Source organism: Ruminococcus hominis (assembly GCF_014287355.1).
In the GTDB taxonomy this organism is placed as follows: Bacteria; Bacillota; Clostridia; order Lachnospirales; family Lachnospiraceae; genus Schaedlerella; species Schaedlerella hominis.
This window is the reverse complement of sequence record NZ_JACOPE010000001.1, coordinates 2,301,302-2,319,715: the sequence shown is the minus strand read 5'-3', so window position 1 is coordinate 2,319,715 and position 18,414 is coordinate 2,301,302. Positions and strand designations below refer to the sequence as shown.

Below are 18,414 nucleotides of genomic sequence, written 5' to 3'. Positions count from 1 at the left end.
GTACTTCAAGAGGATTGATTATCGTACTTGTGGAGTGCGGTTTTCAGTCCTCCGGCGTACCATAACCGGATTTCTTGAAGTCGGTGTTTGGAACCGCTTCATAGGATTTGGGGTAAATGCGGTTGGGTTTTCCACAGCCCTGCTTCTGGATCTCCACCAGTCCGGCATATTGCAGCTCCCACAGGGTGTTGACCGCCTTCTGCCGCCCGCAGTGGAGCAGTTCCACTACCTCATTGATGGGATAGTAGAGGTAAATGCGCCCATATTCGTCCGCCCAGCCGTTCTCCCCGAAAAGGCTTCCTGCCCCATTCCTGCGGCGTGTTCCAGCGTTGGCACGCTCCCCGGACTTCGGGACATTTTGTCCCGAAGTGGCTCGTTGCGGTGCTTCCCCTGCCGGGGTATTCCTTTTCGGATGGTCATTCATTTTTCAAGGTGCAGTTCATCGATGAACTACCCTAAGTCTACACGAAAAAAATGCAATTCCCGGAATCTTGCGAGAATTGCATTTTAGGGCAATATTCAATTTCAAAATTGCAGTTCTGCAATTTTCTTGTATAATGGGAAATAGGAAAAGGTGGTGTTGTGTATGGCTTTACCCGGAACACCCGGACAAAGGATTTCTGATTTGTGCAACGGCAATCATATTTCTCAAAAGCAACTTGCGGAGAAGATAGGCGTATCTGCTTCCCAGTTGAGCCGCATTGTCAGTGGGGAAACAAAGACGGTCAGCAGCGATATTCTCATAGGCGTGGCAAAGGAATTTAAGGTATCAACGGACTACATATTAGGCTTGTCCACCTTGAGTGTCCGTAAAAGTTATGATATTTCTGAATTAGGATTGTCCGAGGGAGCTGTGAGAGGGCTTGTGGCAGGTACAGTCGATGTGCAAATCCTTAACCGTCTGTTGGAACACAGGAACTTCCCGAAACTGATGGATTTGATACGGATTTATTTTCAAGACACAGCGGCAAAGGGTATCATGGCACGAAATCAGCTGATTGAACTGGCAACGGCTTCCTTGTCCAATCTGATGAAAGAACACCCGGAACATCGGGCAGAAGCAAAACAGGATTTGCAACTTCTGAACGCACAGAAGATGGGAGAACATGAAGCGGAAATTGAAAAAATCAAGAATGTATTTCTTGCTAGCCTGCGAGATATTAAGAAAGATATGGACAACAGAGAACAGCCAGGAGAAGCTGTGACCGCCGCTATGTTCCGAACCATGCAGGAAACCATGAAAGACCACCAGCAGGAGCTGCTTTCTATGGACGATGTAACTGCTATGATTGCCGGACAGATTGGGAAGTTTCTTCCGATGGACGAGGAAATGGCGGAACAGTTCCGGCAGTTGGCAAAGAGGATGATGGAGCAGGTAGGAAAATAATTGCAGAAAAATATATGTAGTTTTATAAAACAATCAGGAGGATTACATGAAACGGGTAAAAAAAGAAAAAAGGAATAAAGTGCTTATTTTTAGTGTGATTATCTTGCTTCTTGTATGTGCAGGCATTGCGATAGCCAGTTTGCATAAAGTAAATAATATTTTGTTGGAAAACTCGTCTGAGGCAACAATAGAAATTATTGGAAATTCAAGTACAACTGAACCTGCACAAGAGCTTCGAGGAACTGTAAAAGATGCAACAATGAATACTCTAACTGTTCAAGGTGAGGATAATCGTGAATATTATTTTGGAACAGAAGGTGTAAATATTTCAACTGGTGAGACAGGAATAGTGATTGGGAATCCAGTGACAGTTTCATATCATGGCAAATTGGATTTGAATGCATCTGTACAAGAGGTTGAATTACTTTCCATTACGGTTACAGATTCCAGTTTGAATACCGAAAATCCTGAACCAACAATTGGTGAAACAGAGCCAAGTCCCCCTTCTGCTTCCGTGACACAGAAAGCACAAGAAATTCTAAATGCAATGACGCTGGAAGAAAAAGTTGGACAGATGTTTATTGCACGCTGTCCCGAAATAAATAGCGTACAGAAGGTAAAGGAGTATAATCTTGGAGGTTATATTCTTTTTAGCCGAGACTTTTCTGGAAAAACAAGAGATGAAATTATCCAGAATATTCAAAGTTACCAAAGTGCAGCAAAAATTCCCATGTTTATCGGAGTAGATGAAGAAGGAGGCACTGTCAACCGTGTTAGCACAAACCCTAATTTGCGAGCTGTGCCTTTCTGGTCCCCTCAAGAACTCTATGCTGAAGGTGGCTTTGATTTGATTCAAAGTGACACACAAGAAAAATGTGAATTATTGAATAGTTTGGGGATTAATTTGAACTTTGCCCCAATCTGCGATGTTTCGCAAAATCCAGAGGATTTTATTTATGACCGGAGTTTTGGACAGAACGCAGAGCAAACTGCCGCTTATGTCCACTTAGTTGTGCAAACCATGTTTCAAGAAGGTATGGGGAGCGTCCTAAAGCATTTCCCCGGGTACGGAAATAATGTGGATACACATACAGGTATTGCTTATGATAATCGCACCTATGAAACATTTTTGAACTCAGATTTCTTGCCGTTTCAAGCAGGAATTGATTCTGGAGCCAATATGGTATTAGTTTCTCATAATGTGGTATCCTGCATGGATAGTCAAACCCCTGCTTCGCTGTCTTCACAGGTACACAAAATCCTGCGGGAAGAATTAAAATTTACTGGAGTTATTATTACAGATGACTTAGCTATGGATGGTGTGCGCAATTTTGCAGAAGACACAAAAATTGCAGTTCAAGCTGTGAAGGCAGGAAATGATATGTTATGCTGCACAGATTTTGAGGTGCAAATTCCAGCCATACTTGAAGCAGTCAAACAGGGAGAAATTACAGAGGAACGAATCGATGAATCTGTTTTACGCATATTAGAATTAAAAATTTCACTTGGGATAATATAAAGGTTTATTTACAAATAGTCTAAAATTTCAGTTTTTACGGGAGTGTGTCCACAAGTTCGGTGTAGAACGAGGAACGGGGACTTTCATATACGCCCCGTCTGCTGATGAAACCAGTCCTGCGCTTGCGGCTCCACGTCACGCAATCACAACCCTGTTTTCCTGCTGCTTCAAACGCCTTTGCCCTCCCCGGCGGCAACCTTATTTTCGCAGCAACGCCGACAGAGCGTATAACACACTACACTTTGCAAGTAAAGTCGTGTGCCAAGGGGCAAGCCCCTTTGGAAACCCAGGACAACAAAACAGGCTGAATATCTCGCACTTTCCCGGTGCTTGATACTCAGCCTTTATTTGTTGTCAGCAGCCCCCGTTTCGTGGTCTGCGTGTAGTTCCTTGTAAACTGACCTAAGCCAGACGCTAAGACGCAGTGCAGATTGTAATATTACAGTTTTGTACTGCGTCATTTATGTTATGGGAGGTTAGAAGAATGAAAGCAATCATATATACATCAAATACCGGAAGCACAGGATTCCTTTATTTACGTTACAGGGGAACTTTGATGTGAAGAAGCTTCATGGAGCGTATCGTTTCATGATGAATGTCATGGTTAAAACCGCCGGAAAGGGACTGGCAAATAAAACCGACCGTACGCCCGAAGAGGATGATATAAAAATGAATATTCACAAAAATAAGATGCTATGGTATAATACAAGGTACTGTATTAGGGCTTCTTATGAAAGAAGCTGAAATATGGAAAAGATTTAAAAGGCAAAGAACTTGACAAGGGAATATCCCAGGAAAGTACGAGATTATACTCAGCCAGATTTGTAGATCGGTTTGGAAAGAGAAGTATAGAATACCGTTACAGTGAAAAGGAGTGGCGTAGCGGAGAACCAAAGAGTAAATCAGGTTATCGAACGATACCCTTAACAGAAGAAGCAGTTACTATACTAAAAAACAAAAAGAAAAGAATCAAAGGATTTATAGGAGGAAATATAAAAGATGAAATTAGGAATCGTTGGTTTACCAAACGTAGGAAAAAGTACATTATTTAATTCATTAACAAAAGCAGGAGCAGAGTCAGCAAACTATCCATTCTGTACAATCGATCCGAATGTCGGTGTTGTTACTGTTCCGGATGAACGTCTGAATGTATTGGGAGAGATGTATAACACAAAGAAAATCGTTCCGGCGGTAATTGAATTCGTTGATATTGCAGGTCTTGTAAAAGGAGCCTCAAAAGGAGAAGGACTTGGAAACCAGTTCCTTGCTAATATCCGTGAAGTAGATGCTATCGTGCATGTAGTAAGATGTTTTGAGGACAGTAATATTGTGCATGTAGATGGAAGTATCAATCCTCTGCGTGATATTGAGACAATCAATTTAGAATTGATTTTTTCTGATCTTGAGATTTTGGAGAGAAGAATTGCTAAGACAACAAAGGTTGCAAGAAACGATAAAGAAGCAGCGAAAGAATTAGAGCTGTTGAACAGAATGAAAGCACATCTGGAAGATAATAGACTGGCTAAGAGCTTTGAGGCAGAGTCTGATGAAGAGCAGGAATTAATCGACAGTTATAATCTTCTGACAGCTAAACCAGTTATTTTTGCGGCAAATGTATGCGAGGATGACCTGGCAGATGATGGTGCTCAGAATGCAGGAGTGCAGGCAGTACGAGAGTATGCAGCACAAGAAGGCTTTGAAGTATTTGTTGTATGTGCTCAGATTGAGCAGGAAATCGCAGAATTGGATGATGAAGAGAAGAAGATGTTCTTAGAGGATCTTGGATTATCGGAATCCGGACTGGAAAAACTGATCAAAGCAAGTTACAGCCTGCTTGGACTGATCAGCTATTTGACAGCCGGAGAGCCTGAGGTTCGTGCATGGACAATCAAGAAAGGAACAAAAGCTCCACAGGCAGCAGGTAAGATTCATTCTGATTTTGAAAGAGGATTTATTCGTGCAGAAATCGTAAGTTATGATGATCTGATCGCATGTGGAACACATGCTGCAGCAAGAGAAAAAGGTCTTGTACGTCTGGAAGGTAAAGATTATGTCGTACAGGATGGAGATATCATCGTATTCCGTTTTAATGTATAACTTGTAGAAAAATATTCGACTTGAATAATGGAATCAGCTGGATAGAGGAGAAAAAGAATGCATTATGATATCAGTTTCCCAAATTTGGGAATAACATTTGATCATGTTGGAAAAGTGATTTCGCTGCATGGATTTGATATCGCATATTATGGAATCATCATAGGAACAGCAATTATGCTTGGCTTTTGGATTGCAACAAGAGAAGCAAAGCGGACAGGACAGAATCCGGAAGATTATCTCGATATGGGGATTTTTGGCGTGATTGTAGGAATTGCCGGAGCTAGAATTTATTATGTTATATTTTCATGGGATATGTATAAGGACAATATATTAGATGTCTTTAATCTGAGAGAAGGCGGTCTTGCGATTTATGGCGGTGTGATCGGTGCAGTTATTGCAGTCTTAATTTGTGCAAAAGTGAAAAAAATCAGCGCTCCACTGATCTTTGATACGATTGCAATGTCATTGGTAAATGGTCAGATGCTTGGACGATGGGGAAATTTCTTTAATCGTGAAGCGTTTGGTGAATATACCGATTCACTGTTTGCTATGAGACTTCCGGTAGATGCGGTAAGAGACAGTGACATTACAGAGAAAATGTGGGCACATGTACAGACAATTCGTGGTGCTCAGTACATTCAAGTGCATCCGACATTTTTATACGAATCATTCTGGTGTGCTTGTGTATTACTTGTTTTGTTCCTGTATAGAAAGCACAAAAAATATAATGGAGAATTATTCTTGATGTATTTGTTTGGATATGGCCTTGGAAGAGTCTGGATTGAAGGACTTCGTACAGATCAATTGATATTGCACAGAATTGGAGTTCCGGTATCACAGCTTTTGGCAGCGCTTATTGTCGCAACCACAGGAATAATTTTGATGGTTCAGAAAATCAGATATACGAAAAAGAAGTAGAAGAAACATGCAGTGTGCGAAGAGTGTGCTGCATGTTTTTTCTATTTACTAAAAGGTCATATAAGGAAAAAGAAAGCGACTTTTCACACCAGGCTTGTCATTTTGTTAACAAATATGTCATAAAGATGTGATGAAATAATACATTTTTTGTTCAATGTATCGGAAAAGAAACAAAAACCAGAAGGGATTCTATAGACTTTTGAAGAATTTAGAGATATAATAAATTTACATGTGAAAGAATAACTTTTTGCAATGTACTATTTAAGGAGGAACAAGAAATGGCAAGAAAAATGAAGACCATGGATGGTAACCAGGCAGCAGCTCACGTTTCATATGCTTATACAGAAGTTGCAGCTATTTACCCTATTACACCATCATCTGTTATGCCAGAGCACGTTGACGAATGGGCTACAGAAGGTAGAGAGAATATTTTCGGACAGACTGTACAGGTAACAGAGATGCAGTCAGAGGCAGGAGCAGCAGGAGCAGTACATGGTTCCTTATCAGCCGGAGCATTGACAACAACATTTACAGCATCACAGGGATTACTTCTTATGATTCCTAACTTATATAAAGTTGCAGGAGAGCAGTTACCAGGTGTATTCAACGTATCTGCTCGTGCGTTGGCAAGCCACGCATTGAACATTTTCGGAGATCATTCAGATGTTTATGCTTGTCGTCAGACAGGTGCTGCTATGCTTTGTGAGTCAAGTGTTCAGGAAGTTATGGATTTAACACCAGTAGCACACTGTGCAGCATTGGAAGGAAAACTTCCATTCATTAACTTCTTTGATGGATTCAGAACATCTCATGAGATTCAGAAAATCGAGACATGGGATTACGAAGATCTGAAAGATATGGTTAACATGGATGCAGTTGACGAATTCCGTGCACATGCACTGAATCCAAATCACCCATGTCAGAGAGGTTCAGCTCAGAACCCAGATATCTTCTTCCAGGCAAGAGAAGCATGTAACCCATATTATGATGCTCTTCCAGGCGTTGTTCAGAAATATATGGACAAAGTTAACGAGAAGATCGGAACAGATTACAAACTGTTCAACTACTATGGAGCAGAAGATGCTGAGCACATTATCGTTGCTATGGGATCTGTTTGTGACACAATCGAAGAGACAATTGATTACTTAACAAAAGCCGGAGAAAAAGTGGGTGTTGTTAAAGTTCGTCTTTACAGACCATTCAGCGCAGAAGCTTTGATCGCAGCTATTCCGGACAGCGTTAAGAAGATTTCTGTTCTTGACAGAACAAAAGAGCCAGGATCACTTGGCGAGCCACTGTATTTAGATGTAGTTGCAGCACTTAAAGGATCTAAATTCGATGCAGTACCTGTATTCTCAGGACGTTATGGATTAGGTTCTAAAGATACAACACCTGCACAGATCGTAGCAGTATATAACAATGATGAAAAACCAAGATTTACACTTGGTATCGTTGATGATGTTACAAATCTGTCATTAGAGACAGGCAAACCACTTGTTACAACACCAGAAGGAACAATCAACTGTAAGTTCTGGGGCCTTGGAGCAGATGGTACTGTAGGTGCTAACAAGAACTCTATCAAGATTATCGGTGACAATACAGACATGTATGCACAGGCTTACTTTGACTATGATTCTAAGAAGTCTGGTGGTGTAACAATGTCTCACCTGCGTTTTGGTAAATCACCAATCAAATCAACTTATTTGATTCACCAGGCAAACTTTGTTGCATGTCATAACCCATCATATGTAAATAAATACAACATGGTTCAGGAATTAGTTGACGGTGGTACATTCCTTCTGAACTGCCCATGGGATATGGAAGGTCTTGAGGAGCATTTACCAGGACAGGTGAAAGCTTTTATTGCTAACCATGACATCAAACTTTATACAATCGATGGTATCAAGATTGGTAAAGAAATCGGACTTGGCGGACGTATCAATACAGTTCTCCAGTCAGCATTCTTCAAACTGGCAGCTATTATTCCAGAGGAAGAAGCAATTGACCTTATGAAGAAAGCAGCAAAAGCTACTTACGGAAGAAAAGGTGACAAGATTGTACAGATGAACTACGATGCTATTGATGCCGGTGCAAAACAGGTAGTAGCCATCGAAGTTCCAGAAAGCTGGAAAGATGCAGATGATGAAGGTCTTTTCGCTCCACATGTAGATGAAGCAGGAAGAAAAGATGCCGTATCATTTGCTAAGAATATCCAGGCTAAAGTAAATGCTCAGGAAGGTAATACACTTCCAGTATCTGCATTTGCAGATTATGTAGATGGTTCTACACCATCAGGAACATCTGCATATGAGAAACGTGGTATCGCAGTAGATATTCCAGTATGGAATCCAGATACATGTATTCAGTGTAACCGTTGTGCATATGTATGTCCACACGCAGTTATCCGTCCGGTAGCTCTTACAGAAGAAGAAGCTGCAAAAGCTCCAGAAGGAATCAAGACACTGGATATGATCGGTATGCCAGGAATGAAATTCACAATGACTGTTTCAGCTTATGACTGTACAGGATGTGGATCTTGTGCTAACGTTTGTCCAGGTAAGAAGGGTGAAAAAGCTCTTACAATGGCAAACATGGAAGAGAACGCTGGAGAACAGCAGTACTTCGATTTCGGTACAGAGATTCCTGTAAAACCAGAAGTTGTTGCTAAGTTCAAACCAGAAACAGTGAAAGGAAGTCAGTTCAAACAGCCATTGCTTGAGTTCTCAGGAGCTTGTGCTGGATGTGGTGAGACACCTTACGCTAAATTAATTACACAGTTATTCGGAGATAGAATGTACATTGCAAATGCAACAGGATGTTCTTCAATCTGGGGTAACTCTTCACCATCAACACCTTACACAGTAACTCCAGAAGGAAAAGGACCAGCTTGGTCTAACTCACTCTTCGAAGATAATGCTGAGTTTGGTTATGGTATGCTTCTTGCACAGAATACAATCAGAGACAGATTGAAAGGTAAAGTAGAGAAGATTGCTGAAGTTGCTGAAAAAGAAGATGTAAAAGCAGCAGCAAAAGAATATCTTGATACATTTACAAATGGAGCAGCTAATGGTGCAGCAACAGATAAACTTGTAGCAGCATTGGAAGCATGCTCATGTGACCTTGAAGAAAGAGCTGAAGTACTGAAGATGAAAGACTACCTGTCTAAGAAATCTCAGTGGATCTTCGGTGGAGACGGATGGGCTTACGATATCGGATTTGGTGGTGTTGACCACGTTCTTGCAAGTAAGAAAGATATCAATATCATGGTATTCGATACAGAGGTATATTCTAATACAGGTGGACAGTCTTCTAAAGCTACTAAGACTGGTGCTACAGCTCAGTTCGCAGCAGGCGGAAAAGAGACTAAGAAGAAAGACCTTGCAAGCATGGCTATGAGCTATGGTTATGTATATGTTGCACAGATTGCTATGGGTGCTGATTTCAATCAGACTGTAAAAGCAATTGCAGAGGCAGAGGCTTATCCAGGACCATCACTTATCATCGCATACGCTCCATGTATCAACCATGGTATTAAGAAGGGTATGAGCAAAGCTATGACAGAGGAACAGCTTGCAGTAGAATGCGGATACTGGAACAACTTCAGATTCAATCCAGCTGCTGAAGGCAATAAGTTTACTCTTGATAGTAAAGAGCCTAAGATGGAAGGATATCAGGACTTCCTGAACGGAGAAGTTCGTTACAACGCTCTGAAGAGAGCTAATCCAGAAAAAGCTGACAAACTGTTCGCAATCAATGAGCAGGAAGCAGCAGAGAGATATGATTACCTGAAGAAGTTAATCACACTCTATGGAGAAGAAGAGAAATAAGAATAAATTACTCGATGAGAATCGGTGATTAAAGAGAGACCGGCATGGAAACATGCTGGTCTTTTTTTATGCAATACGTTATAATATAAAATAGATTGAAAAGAACGGATTAGATAGAACAGGAGAAAAAATATGGGGAAATATATTATGGCGTTAGATGCCGGAACTACTAGCAACAGATGCATTTTATTTAATGAAAAAGGCGAGATGTGTAGTGTAGCACAAAAAGAATTTACACAGTATTTTCCAAAACCGGGATGGGTTGAACATGATGCAGGAGAAATCTGGTCAACACAGCTGCAGGTGGCACGTGATGCAATGAATAAAATTGGTGTATCGGCAGAAGAAATTGCGGCAATTGGTATTACAAACCAGCGTGAGACAACCATTGTGTGGGATAAAAACACTGGAAAACCAATCTATCATGCAATCGTGTGGCAATGCAGACGTACATCCAGATATTGTGATGAATTGAAAGAAAAAGGACTTACAGAGACATTTCGTAAGAAAACAGGATTGGTCATTGATGCATATTTTTCCGGAACAAAGGTAAAATGGATATTAGATAATGTGGAGGGCGCAAGAGAGCGTGCAGAGCGTGGAGAACTTTTGTTTGGAACAGTAGAAACCTGGCTGATATGGAAGCTGACAAGGGGCGCTGTTCACGTAACAGATTATTCCAATGCATCCCGGACAATGATGTTCAATATTAATACTTTAGAATGGGATGAAGAAATTCTGGCAGAACTTGGGATTCCGAAAAGCATGCTTCCACAGGCAAAACCATCCAGTGAGATTTATGGCGAGACAGACCCATCATTTTTCGGCGGACGTATCCCAATTGCAGGAGCGGCAGGAGATCAGCAGGCGGCATTATTTGGTCAGACTTGTTTTGAAAAAGGAGAAGCAAAAAATACATACGGAACAGGATGTTTTTTGTTGATGAATACAGGGGAGACACCGGTGTTTTCTGAAAATGGCCTGGTTACAACAATTGCCTGGGGAATTGATGGTAAGGTGAATTATGCTCTGGAGGGCTCAATATTTGTAGCAGGAGCAGCGATACAGTGGCTTCGAGATGAGTTGCGATTGATCGATTCGGCATCTGACACAGAGTATATGGCTCAGAAGGTTCCAGATGCAAATGGCTGTTATGTTGTTCCTGCATTTACCGGGTTGGGAGCCCCATATTGGGATCAATATGCAAGAGGGGCAATTGTCGGATTGACTCGTGGAGTAAATAAATACCACATTGTAAGAGCAACTTTGGAATCTTTAGCATATCAAGTAAATGATGTATTACAGGCAATGAAGTCAGATGCGGATTTGCAGCTGGCAACATTAAAGGTAGATGGAGGCGCAAGTGCAAATAATTTCCTGATGCAGACACAGGCAAATGTCAGTGATGCTCCGGTTAACAGACCAAAATGTGTAGAAACAACAGCGATGGGAGCAGCTTATCTGGCGGGACTTGCAGTGGGATATTGGAAAGATAAAGAAGAAGTAGTAAAGAATTGGGCAATTGACCGCACATTTACGCCAAATATTGAAAGTGAAAAACGAGACAAAATGCTCCGTGGATGGAAGCGGGCGGTAGAGCGTTCTTATGGATGGGCAGAAGAGGAATAAAAAATGTTTGGGTATGTGACAATTTGTGAACCTGAATTGAAGATGAAGGACTGGAGAAAATATCGTTCATATTATTGTGGATTGTGTCGGACTTTAAAGGAGAGACATGGGAATGTAGGTCAGCTGACATTGACATATGATATGACATTTGCAGTGATACTTTTGACGTCCTTGTATGAAGTGAAAGGCCTGACTTCTTCACATAGATGTAAGACTCACCCGGTGAAAAAGCAGTGGATGATCCAGAATGAGATTACAGAATATTGTGCAGATATGAATGTGCTGCTTGCATATTATCACATGATAGATAACTGGCAAGATGAAAAGAAAGTAAGTGGATTACTTGCTTCGAAAACGCTTCATGGAAAAGCTAAGAAGATAGAGAAAAAATATAAAAGACAAAGCCAAGTGATTCGCAGAGAACTAAAAAAGTTGGCAGAGTACGAAAAGGAAAATTGTCAGAACATAGATTTACCGGCAGGGTGTTTTGGAAGGTTGATGGAAGAATTACTTGTGTATAAGGAAGATATGTGGGAACCGACGCTTAGGAAGGTTGGGTTCTTCCTCGGAAAATTCATTTATATTATGGATGCATATGACGATTTGCAAAAGGATATGAAAGAGAAATGTTATAATCCGTTGAAGATATTGCGTTTTGAAGAAAATTTTGAAGAAAAATGCTACCAGATGCTTCAAATGATGATTGCGGAATGTAGTACAGCATTTGAGCAGTTACCGTGTCTGGTTGATGTGGAGATATTGCGAAATATTTTATACGCAGGTGTCTGGACGAAATATCGAAAAAAACAGATGGAAAAAGAAGAGAAAAAAGCGGATAGAAAGTAGACTTTTTTTTAAAAGTAGTATATGATTGTAACGTTACATTGATAGAAACATAATAGAATGGAGTATTAAATGACAAGTAAGAATCCATACGAAGTACTTGGGATTTCACCAAATGCTTCAGATGATGAAGTGAAAAGAGCATATCGTGATATGACGAGAAAATATCACCCGGATGCGAATGTGAATAATCCGCTGGCAGATTTGGCAGAAGAAAAATTTAAAGAAGTGCAGGAAGCTTATGATGAGATTATGAGACAGCGTGCACAGGGAGGATATCAGTCTAATGGCGGCTATCAAGGCGGAGGATATAGCTATAATAGTGGATATGGAACAGAACAGAATCCACAGATACAGGCTGTCTATAATTATTTGAATGCAAGACGATATCCGGAAGCGTTGAATGTTTTGAATGGAATGAACAACCGAGATGCCCAGTGGTACTATTTAAGTGCCGTTGCTAATGCAAATATGGGAAATAACCTGATTGCACGTGATCAAGTGAATCAGGCCGTAAATATGGAACCGAACAATCAACAGTATCGTCGATTGTTAAACCAGCTAGAGTGGAGTGGACAGCGTTATCAGAACAATCCATATGGAGCAGGTTATGGAAGAAATACGGATTCTTGTGGAACAGGAAATGCGTGCTGTGATCTTTGGATTGCAGATACACTTTGTGAATGTATGGGAGGCGATCTTTGTCCATGCATGTAAAAGCTAAGAAAATTGCGATTGGCGGTTTGATGCTGGCATTTTCAATTGTCAGTATGTTACTAGGCAATATATTGGAATTGAATACTGTATTTTTTCTTGCACTTGCGTCATTTTTTGTGGGAATTATAATCCGAGAATTTGGTATGAAGACAGGATGTGCATTTTATTTGGCGGGAGTACTGCTTGGAGTGATTGTTGTGCCAAATAAATTATATGTAGTTACTTATGCCGCTATGGGAATTTATATATTATTGTCAGAAAGTGTCTGGAGACAGATTAGGAAGATGCTTGGAAATAATACAATGTTTAGCATAGAGCAATGCAAAGTAGCATTATGGGTGATTAAATATGCAATATTTAATTTGATGTATATTCCGGCAGTGTTTGGATGCAGCAAATTATTATTTGGAAAACAATTGTCTTTAGGCATGACGATTGGAGCGTTGATTGCCGGTCAGATTGGCTTATTTATCTATGATAAAGCATATGATTATGCAGTAGGAATAATTTGGAATAAGATAAGAGGAAAGCTTTTCAATTAAGGCTTTCCTTTTTTGGAAGAGGAAAAGAATGAAAATATATACAGCACCTTTGGAAGGGATTACCGGACATGTGTTTCGAACAGCACTTTATCATCATTTTGGCGGAGCTGATAAATACTTCATCCCATTTATCAGACCAAATCAAAATGGTAATTTTAGCACAAGAGAAAAACAAGATATTATGCCGGAGAATAACTTGAATATGTATCCTGTTCCGCAGATTTTGACCAATAAAGCGGAAGATTTTTTACAGACAGCAGAAAAGCTAGAAGCATATGGATATAAAGAAATCAATTTGAATCTGGGATGTCCGTCAAAAACAGTGATTTCAAAAATGAGAGGATCCGGATTCTTAGCGTATCCGGATGAATTGGAACAATTTTTAGATGAGATTTTTAGGAAGTGTAAATTAGAAATTTCTATCAAAACCCGGATTGGAAAAGAAAGCCCGGATGAATTTGTCAGACTGTTAGAAATTTATAATAAATATCAGATGAAAGAACTGATTATACATCCGCGTGTACAAAAGGATTTTTATAAAAATCATCCGAATAAGGATGTATTTGCAGAAGCATTGGAAAAGAGTAAAAATCCAATTTGTTATAACGGAGATATATTTACAAAAAATGATTACGAGGAATTTAGAAAAGAATTTCCGACTGTAGACTGTATTATGTTGGGAAGAGGTCTGTTGAAAAATCCTGGACTTATCAGGGAAATTAAAAAAAATAAACCGGTAGACAAAATATCCTTAAGAGCATTTCATGATGAATTGTATGCAGGATACAAGGAAGTGCTCTCAGGGGACAAGACAATTTTATTTAAAATGAAAGAATTATGGAGCTTCCTTGGACCTATTTTTACCAATTATGAAAAATATGTCAAAAAGATTAAAAAATGTGAAAAACTGTATAAGTATGATGAAGCGGTAGAAAAATTGTTTCAAGAGCAAGAACTGGTAAGTTGAACAGTTATTTAAGATGAAAAAAACAAGATGACACTTCCCTAGTAAAACAGATGATAAAATGTTATAATGGGCGTTAGCAAGTGATAATTCGAAAGGAGAAAAGCAGATGAATATCAAAGACTTGAATGCATATGAATTGATTCAAGAAGCAGATTTGTCGGATATTAAATCGAAAGGATATCTGCTAAAACATAAAAAAAGCGGGGCAAGAGTTCTGCTTATGGAAAATGATGATGAAAATAAAGTTTTTACGATTGGATTTCGTACACCACCTTCAGATAGTACAGGTGTGCCGCATATTATGGAACATTCGGTTTTGTGTGGGTCGAAAAACTTCCCAGTCAAAGACCCGTTTGTAGAGTTGGTAAAAGGCTCATTGAACACATTTTTAAATGCGATGACATACCCGGATAAGACAGTATATCCGGTTGCAAGCTGTAATGACAAAGATTTTCAGAATCTGATGCATGTGTATATGGATGCCGTGTTTTATCCAAATATTTATCAGCATGATGAGATTTTCCGTCAGGAAGGTTGGAGTTATAAATTGGAAGATGCTGCTGAAAAACTGGAGTACAATGGTGTTGTATACAATGAGATGAAGGGTGCATTTTCGTCACCGGAAGGAGTGCTGGATCGTGTGATACTAAATTCATTGTTCCCAGACACTTCTTATGCAAATGAGTCCGGAGGTGATCCGGAGGTGATTCCGGAACTTACGTACGAGCAATTTTTAGATTTCCATAGAAAATATTATCATCCTTCAAACAGCTATATTTATCTATATGGTGATATGGATATGGCGGAAAAACTGGAATGGCTGGATAAAGAATATCTCTCAACATTTGACAAAGATAAAGTGGATTCAGAAATTCAATATCAGAAGCCATTTGATAAGGTTATCGAAGTAGAACAAGAGTATTCAATTTCCAGCGAAGAGTCGGAAGAAGACAACACATATCTTTCATACAATAAAGTAATTGGAACAAGTCTGGATGAAAAATTGTATCTTGCGTTCCAGATATTGGATTATGCGTTGTTATCCGCTCCGGGAGCTCCACTGAAAAAAGCTCTTATGGATGCAGAGATTGGAAAAGATATCATGGGTTCATATGACAATGGTATTTATCAGCCAATCTTCTCTGTTATTGCAAAGAATGCAAATGTAGAGCAAAAAGAGAAGTTTATACAGGTTATCGAAGATACATTACGTGATATTGTCAACAATGGTATGGATAAGAAAGCGTTGGCAGCGGGAATTAATTATCATGAATTCCGTTTCCGTGAAGCAGATTTTGGTAATTATCCAAAAGGATTGATGTATGGTCTTCAGTTGTTTGATAGTTGGTTGTATGACGAGACAAAACCATTTATCCACATGCAGGCGATTCCAACATTTGAATTTTTAAAGGGTCAGCTGGATACGGATTATTTTGAAAATCTAATTCAAAAGTGGTTGCTTGACAATACACATGGATCAATTGTGGTAATCAAGCCAGAGCAGGGAAGAACTGCAAGAATGGATAAAGAACTCGACGAGAAGCTTCAGACATATAAAGCTTCCTTAAGTGATGAAGACATCCAGAATCTTGTAGAACGTACAAAACAGCTGGTTGAATATCAGGAATCGGAAGATTTAAAAGAAGATATGGAGAAGATACCGGTTCTTGGACGCGATGATATTTCAAAAGAGATTGCACCGATCTATAACGAAGAAATAAAAGTTGGAGATGTACAGATGGTACATCACAATGTAGAGACAAATGGAATCGGATATGTAACTTTGATGTTTGACCTTTCAGAGGTGGAAGAGAAACAACTTCCGTATCTCGGTTTGTTACAGGCAGTACTTGGTATTATTGATACGACACATTATGAGTATGGAGAGTTGTTTAATGAAATCAATGTGCATACTGGTGGAATCGGAACATCATTGGAGCTTTATCCAGATGTAAGACATGTAAAAGAAAAAGCATTCCGTGCAACATTTGAAATAAAAGGTAAAGCATTATATCCAAAGATGGATGTTTTGTTTAAAATGATGAGAGAGATTCTGATGGAATCTAAGCTTGATGATGAAAAGCGTCTGAAAGAAATTCTTTCAATGACAAAATCTCGCTTGCAGATGGGATTCTTATCATCGGGACATACAACAGCTGCATTACGTGCTCTTTCGTATGCATCACCGTTATCGAAGTTCAAAGATGATACGGATGGAATCGGTTATTACGAAGTAGTAAAAGATATTGAAGAACATTTCACAGAGAAAAAAGATGAACTGATTGCTAATTTGCAAAAGCTGGCAAGACAGATTTTCCGCACAGATAATATGATGGTAAGTTATACTTCTTCTACAGAAGGTCTGGACGTTGTTAAAAAAGAAATTGAAAATCTTGTAAGTGGAGAAGCTGCGCTTAACGCTGGAACAACAAGAGAAGAGGCGAAATGTGTTCTGCATTGTAAGAAACGAAATGAAGGGTTCAAGACATCTTCGAAAGTTCAGTATGTAGCAAGAGTAGGTAACTTTATTGATGGTGGAGCAGAATATGACGGAGCTTTACAGATTTTGAAGGTGATTTTGAGTTATGATTATCTCTGGCAGAATGTGCGTGTAAAAGGTGGTGCATATGGTTGCATGAGCAATTTTAACCGTCTTGGAGAAGGATATTTGATTTCTTATCGAGATCCAAATCTGGAACGTACAATGGAAGTATATGAAGGCGTTGTGGATTACCTGAAGAATTTTATGGTAGATGAACGCGATATGAATAAATATATTATCGGAACAATGAGTAATATTGATCGCCCGATGAATCCGGCAGCGAAGGGTGATCGTTCAATGAATTTATATATGAACCATGTTTCAGCAGAAATGATCCGTAAAGAAAGAGCCGATATTTTAAATGCACAACAGGAGGATATCCGTAAACTTGCAAAAGTGCTGGAGGCAATGCTTGCTGCAAAACAGATTTGTGTTATCGGAAGCGAAGAAAAGATAGAAGCACAAAAAGAAATGTTTGATGAAGTGAGAACATTATTTTAATAATTTTAAAACGGAGGATAATCTATGAAAGAAAACTTTAAGTCTGGGTTTGCAACCTTGATCGGTCGTCCAAATGTTGGTAAGTCGACATTGATGAATCAGTTGATCGGACAGAAGATTGCGATTACATCCAATAAACCTCAGACAACGAGAAATCGTATTCAGACAGTTTTAACAACAGAAGAAGGACAGATCGTGTTTGTAGACACGCCGGGAATTCATAAAGCAAAAAATAAGCTTGGTGAATACATGGTCAATATTGCAGAGCGTTCGTTAAATGAAGTGGATGTCGTTCTTTGGCTTGTTGAGCCATCTACATTTATCGGCGCTGGTGAAAAGCATATTATCGAGCAGCTGAAAAAGGTAAAAACTCCGGTTGTATTAGTCATTAATAAAATCGATATGGTAAAAAAAGAAGAAATTCTGACATTTATAGATGCATATAGAACAGAATATGATTTTGCAGCTATCGTTCCGGTTTCAGCGAGAAATGGAGAGAATACAGATGAACTGGTAAAAGTGATTTTGCAGTATCTTCCTTATGGTCCGCAGTTTTATGATGAAGAGACAGTGACAGATCAGCCAGAGCGTCAGATTGTGGCAGAATTGATCCGTGAAAAAGCGTTACATTGTTTACAGGATGAGATTCCGCACGGAATCGCAGTTGCGATTGATCGCATGAAGATGGAAAAACATGTAATGCATATCGATGCGACAATTATATGCGAAAGAGACTCTCATAAAGGAATTATTATCGGTAAGCAAGGCAGTATGCTGAAGAAAATTGGAAGTACAGCACGTTATGAGATTGAGCGTATGCTGGATTGTAAAGTAAATTTAAAATTATGGGTGAAAGTACAGAAGAACTGGCGCGACAGTGACTTTTTGATGAAAAACTTCGGATATCGTCAAGACGAGTATTAAA

Annotated in this window: 14 protein-coding genes; 13 read left to right on the top strand and 1 reads right to left on the bottom strand. The window is 39.5% G+C overall.

Translation table 11 applies throughout. The features are described 5' to 3' along the window. Nucleotides 1-43: 43 nt before the first annotated feature. A complete protein-coding gene (locus H8S40_RS16440) occupies nucleotides 44-424 on the bottom strand; it encodes a replication initiator protein A (RefSeq protein WP_366482456.1) in 381 nt (126 codons plus the stop codon). 162 nt (nucleotides 425-586) lie between these two features. Here H8S40_RS16440 and H8S40_RS10260 point away from each other — a divergent pair, with 162 nt between their 5' ends. From H8S40_RS10260 to era, 13 genes are all read left to right on the top strand, one after another. Further along, entirely contained in the window at nucleotides 587-1,387 is an 801-nt protein-coding gene (locus tag H8S40_RS10260) for a helix-turn-helix domain-containing protein (protein ID WP_186865208.1), read from the top strand. Between the two features lie 46 nt (nucleotides 1,388-1,433). Continuing rightward, a complete protein-coding gene (locus H8S40_RS10255; protein ID WP_243238229.1) occupies nucleotides 1,434-2,906 on the top strand; it encodes a glycoside hydrolase family 3 protein in 1,473 nt (490 codons plus the stop codon). Between the two features lie 558 nt (nucleotides 2,907-3,464). Beyond that, complete coding sequence (locus H8S40_RS10250) at nucleotides 3,465-3,650, top strand: hypothetical protein (RefSeq protein ID WP_186865207.1); 186 nt, start codon at nucleotides 3,465-3,467, stop codon at nucleotides 3,648-3,650. 255 nt (nucleotides 3,651-3,905) lie between these two features. After that, nucleotides 3,906-5,003 (top strand): redox-regulated ATPase YchF, encoded by a 1,098-nt coding sequence (ychF, locus tag H8S40_RS10245; protein ID WP_121055553.1) that lies wholly within the window; start codon nucleotides 3,906-3,908, stop codon nucleotides 5,001-5,003. Nucleotides 5,004-5,060: 57 nt separating this feature from the next. Then, nucleotides 5,061-5,921 carry a prolipoprotein diacylglyceryl transferase gene (lgt, locus tag H8S40_RS10240; protein ID WP_186865206.1) on the top strand — a complete coding sequence of 287 codons (861 nt, stop codon included), beginning with the start codon at nucleotides 5,061-5,063 and terminating at the stop codon, nucleotides 5,919-5,921. Between the two features lie 278 nt (nucleotides 5,922-6,199). Further along, nucleotides 6,200-9,748 (top strand): pyruvate:ferredoxin (flavodoxin) oxidoreductase, encoded by a 3,549-nt coding sequence (gene nifJ, locus H8S40_RS10235; RefSeq protein WP_186865205.1) that lies wholly within the window; start codon nucleotides 6,200-6,202, stop codon nucleotides 9,746-9,748. 132 nt (nucleotides 9,749-9,880) lie between these two features. Then, complete coding sequence (gene glpK / locus H8S40_RS10230; RefSeq protein ID WP_022074560.1) at nucleotides 9,881-11,377, top strand: glycerol kinase GlpK; 1,497 nt, start codon at nucleotides 9,881-9,883, stop codon at nucleotides 11,375-11,377. A gap of 3 nt (nucleotides 11,378-11,380) precedes the next feature. Beyond that, entirely contained in the window at nucleotides 11,381-12,223 is an 843-nt protein-coding gene (locus H8S40_RS10225; RefSeq protein ID WP_022074561.1) for a DUF5685 family protein, read from the top strand. A 69-nt stretch (nucleotides 12,224-12,292) separates the two neighbouring features. After that, nucleotides 12,293-12,937: a DnaJ domain-containing protein gene (locus tag H8S40_RS10220; RefSeq protein ID WP_022074562.1), complete on the top strand. Its 645-nt coding sequence runs from the start codon at nucleotides 12,293-12,295 to the stop codon at nucleotides 12,935-12,937. Next, nucleotides 12,928-13,479, top strand: a complete 552-nt coding sequence (locus H8S40_RS10215) for a hypothetical protein (protein WP_186865659.1) — start codon at nucleotides 12,928-12,930, stop codon at nucleotides 13,477-13,479. The genes H8S40_RS10220 and H8S40_RS10215 overlap by 10 nt, the downstream gene beginning before the upstream one ends. A 28-nt stretch (nucleotides 13,480-13,507) precedes the next feature. Then, entirely contained in the window at nucleotides 13,508-14,446 is a 939-nt protein-coding gene (locus H8S40_RS10210) for a tRNA dihydrouridine synthase (protein ID WP_186865204.1), read from the top strand. A gap of 106 nt (nucleotides 14,447-14,552) precedes the next feature. Continuing rightward, a complete protein-coding gene (locus H8S40_RS10205) occupies nucleotides 14,553-17,489 on the top strand; it encodes an insulinase family protein (RefSeq protein WP_186865203.1) in 2,937 nt (978 codons plus the stop codon). A 24-nt stretch (nucleotides 17,490-17,513) separates the two neighbouring features. Continuing rightward, a complete protein-coding gene (era, locus tag H8S40_RS10200; protein WP_118723960.1) occupies nucleotides 17,514-18,413 on the top strand; it encodes a GTPase Era in 900 nt (299 codons plus the stop codon). The last annotated feature ends 1 nt before the right edge of the window (nucleotide 18,414 follow it).